The following is a 13,366-nucleotide window of genomic DNA, read 5'->3' as shown; positions in this document are numbered from 1 at the left end:
TATGTTCCAAAAAAAGCTATCCTCTGTATTGGGGACTACATTTCAATATAAAATGACAGGATGGAAGTACAGCGTCGGCGTACGCTTTCTTCTGTTTTTGTTTTTAACGCTTCTTTTTTATTTCAGCTTGGCTTCACACTTGGTACCGGAGAAATATAACATACAGGTTGGTTTGCCAAGTGATAAGCAAATTCTCGCACCGGCTCAGGTCGCGAACAACAAAGCGACACTTAAGGCGCAAGAGCAAGCCGCGGAGCGGGTACAACCGATCTTTACGATTATTCCGCTGCGCAATCAAGATATTACGGAGCAGATGATCAATCGGATCGAGAATTTGAATCAAGATGATGCAATTTCGTTCACCGAGAAGGTTGGGATTTACCGCACAGCGATTCCGGATATTCATCATCAGTATATAACAGAGTTCATGAACAATAACCGCTCGAACTTCACGAGCAAGCTGCTGGAAGAGATGCGATCGAAAGTAAGTGAGCAAGAATACCGCATTCCTGAAGAAACGTATATCAAAGTCGCGAGATTAACGGCGGATGATATTGCTCAGATCAAACCTGTGGCGAGAGACATTGTAGCCAAATTGATGAATGATCAGATTACGGATGCGGAGACGGTTCGTGCTAAAGTTGCCGAGCTCGTGAACACGAGCTCCCTGAACAAGCGTGCGCAACGTGAAGTGGTGCAAGAGCTTGCAAGATTCTCGCTGACTCCGAACAAATTTTTCGATGAAGATAAGACGAGAGACGCGAAGGTTCAAGCTCGTGAGAATACACAGACTATTTTTATCAAGCAGGGAGATATCGTTGTTCATAAAGGGGAAATAATTACCCAAGAGACGTATCAGCTGCTGGACGAGTTGGAATTGCTTAAAAATGAAGTGAATTACTGGCCGCAATTCGGTGTGCTAATTCTCTCGATATTGCTGTCGCTCGTTCTCTTCATGTTCATCAGACAATCTGGCGGCGGTAATTTCAAATTCCATAATGCACAGCTGCTCATGCTCGTCCTGATCTTCTTCTTAAATATTATTGCGATGCAAATTGTAAGTCTTGCGCAGACCAAAGAAGTACCTTATATCGGTTTTATCGCACCGGTAGCGATGGGCGTCATGCTAGTGACATTGCTGCTTGATTTATCGCTTGCCTTTATATGCGCGTTTATCTTTAGCGTCATGTCGAGCGTTATTTTTAATGTAGGACAAGGCCAAATCTTTGACTTCCAGTTCGGTTTCGTTACTGCTGTTGTATCTTTTGCCTCTGTATTCGCGATTCATCGTGCAAGCCAACGATCGACGATCTTAAAGGCAGGGATCATGATCTGTCTGTTCGGCGCGTTGACCGTTGCGATGTTGACAATGTTGAACGGTGATTCTTTTGCGCAAAAAGATGTGCTCTATGCGATTGGATTCGCTTTTGCGAGCGGGTTGCTCACGGCCGTGCTGGTTATTGGATTAATGCCATTCTTCGAAGTGACTTTTGGTATTCTATCGGCACTGAAGCTTGTGGAATTGTCGAATCCGAACCATCCATTACTGCGCAAACTATTGACAGAGACACCAGGTACGTATCATCACAGTGTAATGGTGGGTAACTTATCGGAGGCAGCGGCGGAATCGATTGGTGCGAATGGATTGCTGTGTCGTGTAGGATCTTTCTATCATGATATCGGGAAGACGAAGCGTCCAAGCTATTTCATTGAGAATCAGACGAATATTGAGAATCCGCATGATTCCATTGATCCGAAGCTTAGTAAATCGATTATTACTGCGCATCCGCGCGACGGTGTCGAAATGCTCAAGGATTATAAAATTCCAAAGCCGATCCGTGATATTGCGGAACAGCATCATGGAACGACGTTCCTGAAGTTTTTCTATTATAAAGCGTTAAAGCAAGCCGAAGAACAAGGGAAAGAACCGGATTTTACGGAGGATGATTTCCGTTATCCTGGGCCCAAAGCGCAGTCGAAGGAATCTGCTATTGTTGGGATTTCCGATTGTGTTGAAGCCGCGGTACGTTCCTTGCGTAATCCAACGGTTGATCAAATTGAGACCCTGATCTCCAAAATCGTCAAAGACCGTCTGGATGATCAGCAATACAACGAGTGTGATCTAACGATGAAAGAGTTGGACACTGTGGCGCACTCTTTGAAAGAGACGGTGATGGGCATATTCCATTCCCGGATCGAATACCTAGAAGATGTAAAAGCCAAAACAAAATCATAGAGGTGTCGTTCATGAGTTTGCATTTAGAGTGGAATAATGAACAAGAAGAGCTGCAAATCCCCGAATCATTGATTGAGCAATTGAATCAGTTATTACAGCTTGCTGCTGAAATGGAAGGCGTTACAGAGGGGGAAGTGGAATTAACCTTTGTAGACGACGAGCAGATTCATCAATTGAACCGTGACTATCGCGGGATTGATCGACCAACAGATGTGCTTTCCTTTGCCATGCATGAAGAAAAGGATGAAGAGCTGGATATCATCTATGAAGTGGATTCAGAGGATTTGATGTCAGCCATTACAGATACATTCGGCGATATTATTATTTCTGTGACACGTGCTCGTGCGCAGAGTGAAGAGTATGGGCATTCTTTAGAACGAGAGCTAGGATTTCTGTTCGTACATGGATTCCTGCACTTGCTTGGCTACGATCACCAAGATGAGGCAAGCGAGCAAGAAATGATGAGTAAGCAGGAAGCCGTACTTCGCCAAGCGGGTCTGACGAGATAATGAAGAAGCGGCGGTATGCGGTCCATCCGTTCGTTGCGGCGTTGTCAGGTATTATGCGTGCGGTTCGTACGGAACGTCATATGCCATTTCATTTGACGGCTTCCGTATTCGTTATCGCGGCGGGGTTCCTATTCTCCATCTCGAAGATGGAGTGGTTAGTGCTGCTAATTACGATTACCCTCGTGATTGGGGCAGAGCTTATAAATACGGCGATTGAGTATGCGGTCGATCTAGCGACTGAAGAAATCCATCCGCTTGCCAAAGCCGCCAAAGACATAGCCGCAGGTGCTGTACTTGTCACTGCGGTTTTTGCCGTCATTATAGGGATTATCATCTTCTATTCTCCAGTAATGAATTGGATTCAGACACTATTCTAAGGAGCGATAAATGATGCATGTAGATGGGTCAAAATTATTGGAACAAGCGGCTTTCGCGCGATTGCAAGCCTATGCACCCTATTCGAAGTTTCAAGTGGGGGCCGCACTGCTCGATAGTCAAGGGAAAATACATCTAGGCTGTAATGTAGAAAATGCAGCTTACGGACCTACGAACTGTGCGGAACGGACAGCTCTGTTCAGAGCGATTGCGGATGGGCATCAGCCTGGCAGCTTTCAAGCGATTGCAGTGATTGGCGATACGGACACTCCGATTACGCCATGCGGTGTATGCCGCCAAGTATTAGTAGAACTGTGCGGTCGTGAGATGCCCGTATTTATGGGGAATATTAAAGGGGATTGGACGCAGACGACCGTAGGCGATTTATTACCGGGAGCGTTCGATTCACGAAGCTTAGATCATTCATAATTTAAAATACGGATTGGAGTACATCCATGCAAAAGTCAAAACAATTTAAATCCGGTTTCGTCGCGATTATCGGACGGCCGAACGTTGGTAAATCAACCTTAATGAACCAAGTGATTGGACAGAAAATTGCGATTATGTCCGATAAACCTCAGACAACTCGGAACAAAATTCACGGGGTCTATACATCGAGCGATAATCAAATCGTCTTCTTGGATACACCGGGTATTCACAAACGTCAATCCAAGCTTGGCGACTATATGAACACCGTTGCGTTGAACACGCTGAATGAAGTTGAAGCCGTTCTGTTCTTGGTTGATGTTGCAGAAGGTCTTGGTGGTGGGGACCGCTATATTATCGAGCAACTGAAGCGCATTAAGACACCGGTATTCCTTGTGATGAATAAAATCGACCAAGTCCAACCGGAAGCGCTGCTGCCGATTATTGTTGCTTATAAGGATTTATATCCATTTGCAGAAATCGTGCCGATCTCTGCGAAGAACGGGAATAACGTGAATACATTACTTGAACAGGTAACAAAATATTTGCCGGAAGGGCCGCAGTATTACCCAGATGATCAAATCACAGATCACCCGGAGCAATTCGTCTGCGCAGAATTGATTCGCGAGAAGATTCTGCATTTGACACGCGAAGAAATTCCACATTCCATCGCTGTAGCCATTGAGGATATGAAGGTGCAGGAAAATGGTGTGGTGAATATTATGGCAGTTATTTACGTTGAGCGCGATTCGCAGAAGGGGATTGTCATCGGGAAGCAAGGGGCGCTCCTCAAAGAAGTTGGCAAACAAGCGCGTAAAGACATTGAGAATTTGCTTGGATCACGGATTTTCTTGGAATTATGGGTTAAAGTGAAAAAAGACTGGCGGAATCAGGAGCGAATCCTGAAGGATCTGGGCTTCCGTCACGACGCATAATGAATCGATAATATTCCAAGATTAGGAGTCATATCTCCCGTCTTTTTGCAGGATAGTTCCCCGTGTTTCGTACATCCTATGAAGGAGAGCATAGTCACTTCCGAACAGAAAGGATGAATACGAATGCGAGATTTTTCGTGGAAGTATTTTGCAATGACGGGGGATGTCGATGCGTATTTGCTGTATAACCAAGTAAATAATCAACACATCGAAGCAGAACAAGAGGAATTAGAAGAAATCAATCTAGATGAAGTCGTTGAATAACGTGCTCCTCTAGGTGGTGAATTGAGCGATCATGGGGGCTATTACATGCTATACAGGGTGGAGGGCATTGTCATCCGCAGCATGGACTACGGTGAGGGGAACAAAATCATCACACTCTGTACGAAGACAAATGGCAAAGTCGGCATTCTTGTGCGCGGTGCGAAGAAAGTGAAAAGCCGGCATGCCGCAATAACGCAGTTGTTCACTTACGGGGAATTCGTGTATTTTAAGACCGGGCAGCTCGGGACTTTGAATCAAGGTGAGATTCTAGAATCTCACCATGTTCTGCGTGAGCAGCTTCATTTGACTGCATATGCGTCGTACGTCGCCGAATTGCTGGACCGTGGGCTCGAGGCAGGGGAAATCGGAGCATTTTTATTCGAACAATTGAACGCTTGTCTAACTGCGCTTGAACAAGGCAAAGATCCGCAAATTACGACGCACTTATTCGAGATGAAGATGCTGCAGGCAGCAGGGTACCATCCCGAGCTCCAGACTTGTGTCTCGTGTGGGCGTGATGATGCTCCCATGCTATTCAGTAGTCGGCTAGGGGGAACATTATGTATTCATTGCAAGAATCGTGACCCCGCAGCGATCATAATATCGGAAGGTACCCTTAAATTGCTTCGATTATTCGATCGGATGGATATGCGGAGGCTCGGCAATATTGCGGTCAAGCCCGAGACGAAGGCACAGATGAAGCAATGTATGCGCACGTTTATGGATATTCATATGGGACTTCATCTCAAATCACAGAACTTTCTGGATCAGATGGACAAATACAATATTTAGCGCTATAATAAATCAAGTTATGTATTTTTAAGTATAAGTGGTCGGAAAGAGTAGTTCGTTAAGGTTGAGTTAAGCGAGTCGGGGGTGGTGGGAGCCCGGTCCAATGATGCGAATGAAGGGCACTCCGAGCGAAACCACATGTTAGGAAAAGCGGATCAAGTTTCTTGATCAAGTAGGGTGGAACCGCGGGAAAATATACTCTCGTCCCTATGTCTGTACAACAGGCATAGAGATGAGAGTTTTTTGTTGTACAGAAACCATTAAAGAGAAGAAAAGGAGTATGGAAAATGAATTTTCAACAGATTATTCTGACCCTGCAAAATTTCTGGGCCGAACAAAAATGTGTCGTAGTTCAGCCTTACGATGTAGAGAAAGGTGCCGGAACGCTGAATCCAATGACATTCTTGCGCAGCATTGGTCCTGAACCGTGGAACGTTGCTTATGTTGAACCTTCTCGCCGTCCAGCAGACGGACGTTATGGAGAGAACCCGAACCGTCTCTATCAGCATCATCAATTCCAGGTCATTATGAAGCCTTCACCGGACAATATTCAAGAGCTATATCTTGAGAGCTTGAAACGTCTTGGTGTAGATCCACTTGAACATGACATTCGGTTCGTCGAAGATAATTGGGAGCATCCAGGTCTTGGCGCTTGGGGATTGGGCTGGGAAGTATGGCTCGATGGGATGGAAGTAACCCAATTCACATACTTCCAACAAGTTGGCGGTATCGAGACGAATCCGGTTGCCGTTGAGATTACGTATGGTCTAGAACGTCTTGCGTCTTATATTCAAGCGAAAGAGAATGTGTTCGAATTGGAATGGGTTGACGGGATTACATATGGAGATGTATTCTTGCAGCCTGAATACGAGCATTCCAAATATACTTTCGAGACTTCCGATGTTCCAATGCTGTTCCAATTGTTCAATACCTATGAGGAAGAAGCGCGTAAGACGATGGATCAGAATCTCGTGTTCCCGGCTTATGATTATGTATTGAAATGTTCCCATACATTCAACTTACTTGATGCGCGTGGGGCGATCAGCGTAACGGAACGTACCGGCTACATTACACGTGTTCGTAACCTATCTCGTCAAATTGCTGCGACGTATCTGGCAGAGCGTGAGAAGCTAGGCTTCCCAATGCTTAAGAAAGGAGATGTGTAGAATGACTAGAGATTTATTACTCGAAATCGGTATGGAAGAAGTTCCGGCTCGTTTCCTTCGGAGTAGTATGGATCAATTGAAAGATCGTGTCATGAAATGGCTAAGTGAAGCTCGGATCGAATTCGGTGAAGTTGAGGCTTATGCGACACCAAGACGTATTGCGGTACTCATCCATCAAGTGGCTGAGAAACAACAGGACATTAACGAAGAAGTGAAAGGCCCTTCGCGTAAAATTGCACTGGACGATAGCGGCAATTGGAGTAAAGCGGCATTAGGGTTTGCGCGCAGTCAAGGCGTTGATCCTGAGCAATTTTACTTCAAAGAGCTTAGCGGCGTTGAATATATTTATGCAAATAAAAGCAGCGCGGGTGTAGAGACGGCTTCGGTTCTATCGGAAGGGCTCATGCACTGCATTTCATCCATGAACTTCCCGAAAAATATGCGCTGGGGCGCTTATGATTTTAAATTCGTTCGTCCAATTCGTTGGATGGTTGCATTGTTCGGAACAGACATTATCCCGTTAGAGATTTGTGGTGTTACTGCGAGCAATGTAACGCGAGGACATCGCTTCTTAGGTCAAGAAACGGTCGTGTCGGAACCAACGGAATATGTAGCGAAATTGCGTGAGCAGTTCGTCGTTGCAGATCTTGAAGAACGCGAGCAATTAATCTTGGCTCAAATCAATGCACTCGCTGACGAGAAGCAATGGAAGATTGCGATCAAGGAAGATCTGCTAGAGGAAGTCTTGTTCCTCGTTGAATATCCGAATGTCTTGTTCGGTACGTTCGATCCTTCCTTCCTGGAAATTCCGCAAGAGGTGCTAATTACATCGATGCGTGAACATCAACGTTATTTCCCAGTGCTTGATGCATCCGGACAATTGCTGCCGTTCTTTGTTACTGTTCGTAACGGGAATCGCCATGCGATTGATACGGTAGCAAAAGGGAATGAGAAGGTATTGCGTGCACGACTGTCTGACGCGAAATTCTTCTATGATGAAGATCAGAACTTCCCGATTGCAGATGCACTTGCGAAATTGGAAACCATCGTATTCCATGAGGAACTAGGTACTGTTGGTGATAAGGTTCGTCGGATTCGTGCGATTTCGGATAAACTTGCTGCACGTATGCAAGCAGATGCGGATACTTCGAAGCTTGTTAGCCGCACAGCAGATATTTGCAAGTTCGATCTTGTGACGCAAATGGTCTATGAATTCCCTGAACTGCAAGGCGTAATGGGTGAAGATTATGCACGTAAAGCGGGAGAGCCTGTACAAGTTGCAGCTGCCATTAACGAACATTATCAACCACGTTTCTCGGGAGATCATTCTCCGGCTTCACTAATTGGGGCTATCGTGAGTATCGCGGATAAAATGGATACGATCGTTGGCTGCTTCTCCATTGGTATTATTCCTACAGGATCAGCGGACCCATACGCACTCCGTCGTCAAGCTGCAGGTATTGTACAGATCATTCTTGATCACAAGCTGCCGATCAATCTTACGGAATTATTCGACATGGCGATGGATATTCATGGTTCTGCACAATTGTTGAAACGAAACCGTGATGAAATACGTATAGATCTATGTGATTTCTTTGCGCTTCGCGTGAAGAATGTGTTCACAGACAAAGTACGTTACGATGTCGTAGACGCGGTCATGGCAAGTGGATTCGATCATCTCGTATCTGTTGTTGCGCGTGGAACGCAATTGATGAAGGTCGTATCGGAGCAATCTGACTTTAAAGTAACGATTGAATCCTTCAATCGCGTATCCAATTTGGCGTCCAAGGCAGACTCTATCGAGATTAATGCATCTAAATTTGTAGAATCGGTTGAGCATGACTTGTTCAATCAACATCAAGCGGTTCATGCCAAATATCATGAAGCGTTGCAAGCTGGAGATATGGCGGCTGCACTTGAACAACTTAGCGGATTGCAGGATGCCATTACAGCTTATTTCGATAAAGTAATGGTGATGGCTGAGGATGCTGATGTTCGTGCGAATCGATTGGCACAGCTCCATGCCATTGCGGAAGATCTGAAATTGTTTGCAGATTTCTCCAAAATTGTGTGGGCTTAAAGTTAAGTTAAGCGAGCGAGCAGGATTTTTTAATTCTCTATCGTATATAATATGGGGGAGGAGAATATAAGTTCTCTTTCTTCATATTATTCAAAATGAATCGGGTGGTCTTACATCGTAATGACATCGTATCGAATCGTAGTGGATGCAGATGCATGCCCTGTGAAGCAGGAAATTATTCAAGCATCCAGACAATTCTCGGTTCCCGTCTTGATGGTTGCCTCATTTGATCATCGACTACAGCCTTCAGAAGGTGTTGAAATTGTGCAAGTGGATCGATCCGATCAATCTGTTGATCTCTATATTGCCAATCGGATTCAAGCGCAGGATATTCTCGTTACACAGGATTTTGGTCTGGCGACCATCGGTCTTGCCAAACGAGCGATCGTTCTGTCAACACGCGGTCAGCAATATACGGATGAGACGATTGATTTCCTGCTAGACCGCAGGCATACGCAAGCCAAACAACGTCGAAGCGGCAAGCATAGCAAAGGTCCCAAACCTTTTACAGATGAGGATCGACAAACTTTTCAACACAAACTGACAAAAGTTTTAAAGAACTTGCAGGAGAATTTGTAGGAATAGCGAATAAATACTACGTACGGATGAAGGTGGTTGTGATGAGTACCGGTAATGGCAACATTCCGGAGGACGTTATTGAGACGGTGCTGCGGCATCATGATATCGTCGATACCGTCGGCAAATATGTTCATCTATCGAAGCAAGGGAAGTATATGAAAGGACTCTGTCCTTTTCATTCCGAGAAAACCCCGTCATTTACCGTTACACCGGAGAAACAGATTTTCCATTGTTATGGTTGCGGTAAGGGTGGGAATGCAATCAAGTTCATCATGGAAATTGAAGGATATTCATTTCCTGAAGCAGTTCGAATGCTCGCTGAAGATGCGAATATTCCCGTTCAATGGAACGCGCAGATGGAACACTTTCCGCGCAATCAGCGTCGCGACGATTTGCTCAAGGCCCATGATTTGACTGCAATGTTATATCATTTTCTGCTTAAGAATTCGGATCATGGTCAGCCCGCAATGGAGTATCTGCGAGGCCGTGGATTTACGGATAAACTGATTGATCAATTTCAAATTGGCTACGCTCCGAATCGTTGGGATACATTGTCTCAATTCCTGACGAAGAGAGAATTTGACCTCTCGGAGATGGAGAAGGGCGGCCTATTGTCGCTTCGATCCGATGGCTCCGGGTATGTGGACCGGTTCCGAGACCGCATCATGTTTCCGATTTGGGACCGCAATGGCAAGGTAATTGCTTTCGCTGGAAGGATCATGAATGATGGTCAGCCTAAATATTTGAATTCACCAGAAACAATGCTTTTTAACAAAAGCCGTGTGTTGTACAATTTGAATCAAGCGAAATCTTCGATCCGCAAACAGAATCAAATTGTGCTATTCGAAGGATATGCGGATGTTATTCAATCCTGGGATGCTGGCGTAACGAACGGAATAGCTACCATGGGGACGGCATTAACAACCGAACATTTAAATCAGTTGAAGACGCAGGCGGAAGAAATCGTCATCTGTTATGACGGCGATGATGCTGGACAAGCAGCGGCAATGAAAGCCATTCCGATGCTCGAACAAGCGGATTTTCGCGTATCAGTCGGTATTCTTCCTGATCGAATGGATCCTGATGAATACATAAAAACACATGGGAAAGAACGGTTCCGTCAACAAATTATTGAATCAGCTGTTGCTCCAACGAAATTTAAGCTTATATATCTGAAAAAAAGCCATATACTGCTAGAAGACGGTGGAAAACAGCGGTATGTGCGTGAAGCGACCAAATTGATCGCGGAGTTGCAATCGCCGACGGAACGTGAAGTGTATTTGAAAGATCTTGCAATACAGTTTCCAATCTTTGATTATGAGACACTCAAGCAGGAATGTAATGAATTTCGAATTGCCTTGCAAAAAAAGAAACCAGTTGGGGATAATAACGACAATTGGTGGAATAATGTTATGAATGAAAAACGAGTAACAGAACCACCAAACTTACTGCCAGCTTACCATAATGCAGAGCGTACAATGCTCGCAATGATGCTGCAGGATTTGGATGTGACTCGTTATGTAGAAGAACGTCTCGGATATGAATTTAACGTAGAGGATCATGCAGCGCTTGCTGCTTATCTATATGCATACTATGCGCAAGGTAAAGAACCAGACATTAGCCGCTTTATTGCTTCTTTGTCAGATGACCGATTGGAGAAGATTGCAATATCGATCTCCATGATGGAAGTCCCGATGGACTTTAATACTCAAGTGCTTGATGATTATATTCGGGAAATTCATAAGGTACCCAAGCAGCTTGAAATTAAACGGAAGAAGGAAGAAGTGTTAGAGGCGGTGCGTGCTGGTGATTCTTCGCGTGCTGCACAGCTTGGAATTGAGATTATAACCCTAGAGAGAGACCTGAAATGATGCACCAACGCAGTTTCTAGGGAGGAGGGAGTCGAATTATGGCGAATGATCAACATACTGAACTAGAAACAGAATTGACATTAGACCAAGTGAAAGAACAACTCATTGAAATTGGTAAGAAGAGATCCACCCTTAGTTACAAAGATATTATGGAGAAGCTCTCACCGTTTGACCAAGATCCGGAGCAAATGGATGAATTTTTCGAGCAGCTTGCTGACCATGGTATTGAGGTTAACAATGAGAACGACGAAGATATGAGCATGCGAGGATCCGATGATCGGGAACGTGATCAAGAACATGATGAATTTAATTTCGATGATGATTTAACACTCCCACCGGGTATTAAGATCAACGATCCTGTTCGGATGTACTTGAAAGAGATAGGTCGTGTACCACTCTTATCCGCAGACGATGAAGTTGAACTCGCGATTCGAATTGAGAATGGTGACGAAGAGGCGAAGCGGAGATTGGCTGAAGCGAACTTACGTCTCGTTGTAAGTATTGCGAAGCGTTATGTGGGCCGCGGCATGTTGTTCCTAGATTTGATTCAAGAGGGCAATATGGGTCTAATTAAAGCCGTTGAGAAGTTCGACCATGGCAAAGGATTTAAGTTCAGTACGTATGCAACTTGGTGGATTCGTCAAGCGATTACACGTGCGATTGCAGACCAAGCCAGAACGATTCGTATTCCTGTCCATATGGTTGAGACCATTAACAAATTGATTCGGGTTTCCCGTCAATTACTCCAAGAGTTAGGACGTGAACCGACACCAGAAGAAATTGCAGCTGAGATGGAACTCAGTACCGATAAAGTTCGTGAGATTATGAAGATTGCTCAAGAGCCTGTCTCACTCGAGACACCAATCGGAGAAGAAGATGATTCACATTTAGGTGATTTCATTGAGGACCAAGAGGCATTAGCTCCGGCAGATGCTGCAGCTTATGAATTGCTTAAGGAACAATTGGAAGATGTTCTTGATACGTTAACCGAGCGTGAGGAGAACGTTCTACGTTTACGTTTCGGATTAGATGACGGTCGGACAAGAACGTTAGAAGAGGTTGGTAAAGTATTCGGCGTAACACGTGAGCGGATTCGTCAGATTGAAGCGAAGGCACTCCGTAAACTGCGTCATCCAAGCCGCAGTAAACGTCTTAAAGATTTTCTTGAATAAAGCGCATTGTTCGGACCTTCTGCGGTTTGCAGTAGGTCTTTTTGTTAAAAAGGAAGCAATTATGGATCTCCAATCGACTGCGGTTCTCACATAAGGGAGAGGTTAAAGAGCCATGACAGCAGAAAAACTGGATAAACGCAAAATCATTGTACGTGAAATTCATCATTGGCGTGAAAGCCGATTATTGCCTGACCAATATTGCGATTTTCTATTGAATCTATATCAAGATCATCCCGATGAGCAATCAAATGGAAGTGTTTCGAAGTCCTCCTGGTTCCGAGCCGAACGCGTTCTGCAATGGAGCTGGAAACAATGTTTGCTTGGAATTGCTATTTTTTCCTTGATTTGTTTTGTTGTACTTCATTTTAAAGGATTTCATCCGGCAATGCAAATTTTCACGGGGATCCTTTTTATCACCTGTTGTTATGGAATTGGAGCGAAGATTAAGCGTAAGAATCAGACAATTGGGCTTATGTTGATAGGAATCGGAAGCATTACAATGATTACGGTGGGGATGCTATTGCTCCGCTGGCACCAGTTGGATACTGAATTAAGTGTTGTGTCGCTTGTCATTGGCTGCAGTATAACCTGGCTGTTGATTGGAATATTTTTGCGGGTTCCTCTGCTTCATTTTTGCGGATGGGCAGGACTTTTATTGATTTATGGTGCATTCCTTACACGCTCAATGCCGGACCCAACCTGGTATGAAATGGAGCTATTCTGGCTCCCAATTTCAGGCGTGATGCTCTGGTTAAGTTGGTACGTACACCATAAGAACAAGGCGGGATCAGCGGTTCTTTTCCTGGTTGGCGCATTATTGTGGTTCGTTCCAGAATTGCACCAGATGCTATATGATCAAGCGTTATTAGGATTAACTCAGTTTGCGTTATTCGTCAAAATTTTGGTTGGAGCAGCACTGTTGTTCACATTACGAAAAAAATGGATTGTGTGGGTTGTATAA

General features: G+C 44.7%; 13 protein-coding genes. All 13 read left to right on the top strand.

Annotation, left to right across the window (positions count from 1 at the left end; all coding sequences use genetic code 11):
• Position 1 precedes the first annotated feature (1 nt).
• On the top strand, positions 2–2,236 hold the full coding sequence (locus C558_RS0113090) for an HD family phosphohydrolase (RefSeq protein ID WP_018756734.1): 2,235 nt from the start codon (positions 2–4) through the stop codon (positions 2,234–2,236).
• Between the two features lie 11 nt (positions 2,237–2,247).
• The gene (gene ybeY, locus C558_RS0113085; protein WP_018756733.1) at positions 2,248–2,745 is read left to right on the top strand and encodes an rRNA maturation RNase YbeY; all 498 of its coding nucleotides are present in this window, start codon (positions 2,248–2,250) and stop codon (positions 2,743–2,745) included.
• Positions 2,745–3,122 (top strand): diacylglycerol kinase family protein, encoded by a 378-nt coding sequence (locus tag C558_RS0113080; RefSeq protein WP_018756732.1) that lies wholly within the window; start codon positions 2,745–2,747, stop codon positions 3,120–3,122. Before ybeY ends, C558_RS0113080 begins: the two co-directional genes overlap by 1 nt.
• 13 nt (positions 3,123–3,135) lie before the next feature.
• Positions 3,136–3,549, top strand: coding sequence for a cytidine deaminase (gene cdd / locus C558_RS0113075; RefSeq protein ID WP_018756731.1), 414 nt, complete (start codon positions 3,136–3,138; stop codon positions 3,547–3,549).
• Positions 3,550–3,575: 26 nt separating this feature from the next.
• Positions 3,576–4,481 carry a GTPase Era gene (era, locus tag C558_RS0113070; RefSeq protein ID WP_018756730.1) on the top strand — a complete coding sequence of 302 codons (906 nt, stop codon included), beginning with the start codon at positions 3,576–3,578 and terminating at the stop codon, positions 4,479–4,481.
• A gap of 123 nt (positions 4,482–4,604) precedes the next feature.
• Positions 4,605–4,745, top strand: a complete 141-nt coding sequence (locus C558_RS33155; protein WP_018756729.1) for a YqzL family protein — start codon at positions 4,605–4,607, stop codon at positions 4,743–4,745.
• A 45-nt stretch (positions 4,746–4,790) separates the two neighbouring features.
• Entirely contained in the window at positions 4,791–5,537 is a 747-nt protein-coding gene (recO, locus tag C558_RS0113060) for a DNA repair protein RecO (protein ID WP_018756728.1), read from the top strand.
• 287 nt (positions 5,538–5,824) lie between these two features.
• Complete coding sequence (gene glyQ, locus C558_RS0113055; protein WP_018756727.1) at positions 5,825–6,703, top strand: glycine--tRNA ligase subunit alpha; 879 nt, start codon at positions 5,825–5,827, stop codon at positions 6,701–6,703.
• A 1-nt stretch (position 6,704) separates the two neighbouring features.
• Positions 6,705–8,783, top strand: coding sequence for a glycine--tRNA ligase subunit beta (gene glyS, locus C558_RS0113050; RefSeq protein ID WP_018756726.1), 2,079 nt, complete (start codon positions 6,705–6,707; stop codon positions 8,781–8,783).
• 120 nt (positions 8,784–8,903) lie between these two features.
• Complete coding sequence (locus C558_RS0113045; protein WP_018756725.1) at positions 8,904–9,362, top strand: YaiI/YqxD family protein; 459 nt, start codon at positions 8,904–8,906, stop codon at positions 9,360–9,362.
• A 41-nt stretch (positions 9,363–9,403) separates the two neighbouring features.
• Positions 9,404–11,233 (top strand): DNA primase, encoded by a 1,830-nt coding sequence (gene dnaG / locus C558_RS0113040; RefSeq protein ID WP_040675000.1) that lies wholly within the window; start codon positions 9,404–9,406, stop codon positions 11,231–11,233.
• Between the two features lie 38 nt (positions 11,234–11,271).
• Entirely contained in the window at positions 11,272–12,405 is a 1,134-nt protein-coding gene (gene rpoD / locus C558_RS0113035) for an RNA polymerase sigma factor RpoD (protein WP_018756723.1), read from the top strand.
• Between the two features lie 112 nt (positions 12,406–12,517).
• Entirely contained in the window at positions 12,518–13,366 is an 849-nt protein-coding gene (locus C558_RS0113030) for a hypothetical protein (RefSeq protein ID WP_018756722.1), read from the top strand.

The organism is Paenibacillus terrigena DSM 21567, from assembly GCF_000374845.1.
Lineage (GTDB): Bacteria > Bacillota > Bacilli > Paenibacillales > Paenibacillaceae > Paenibacillus_K > Paenibacillus_K terrigena.
This window is presented reverse-complemented; position numbering and strand designations above follow the sequence as displayed.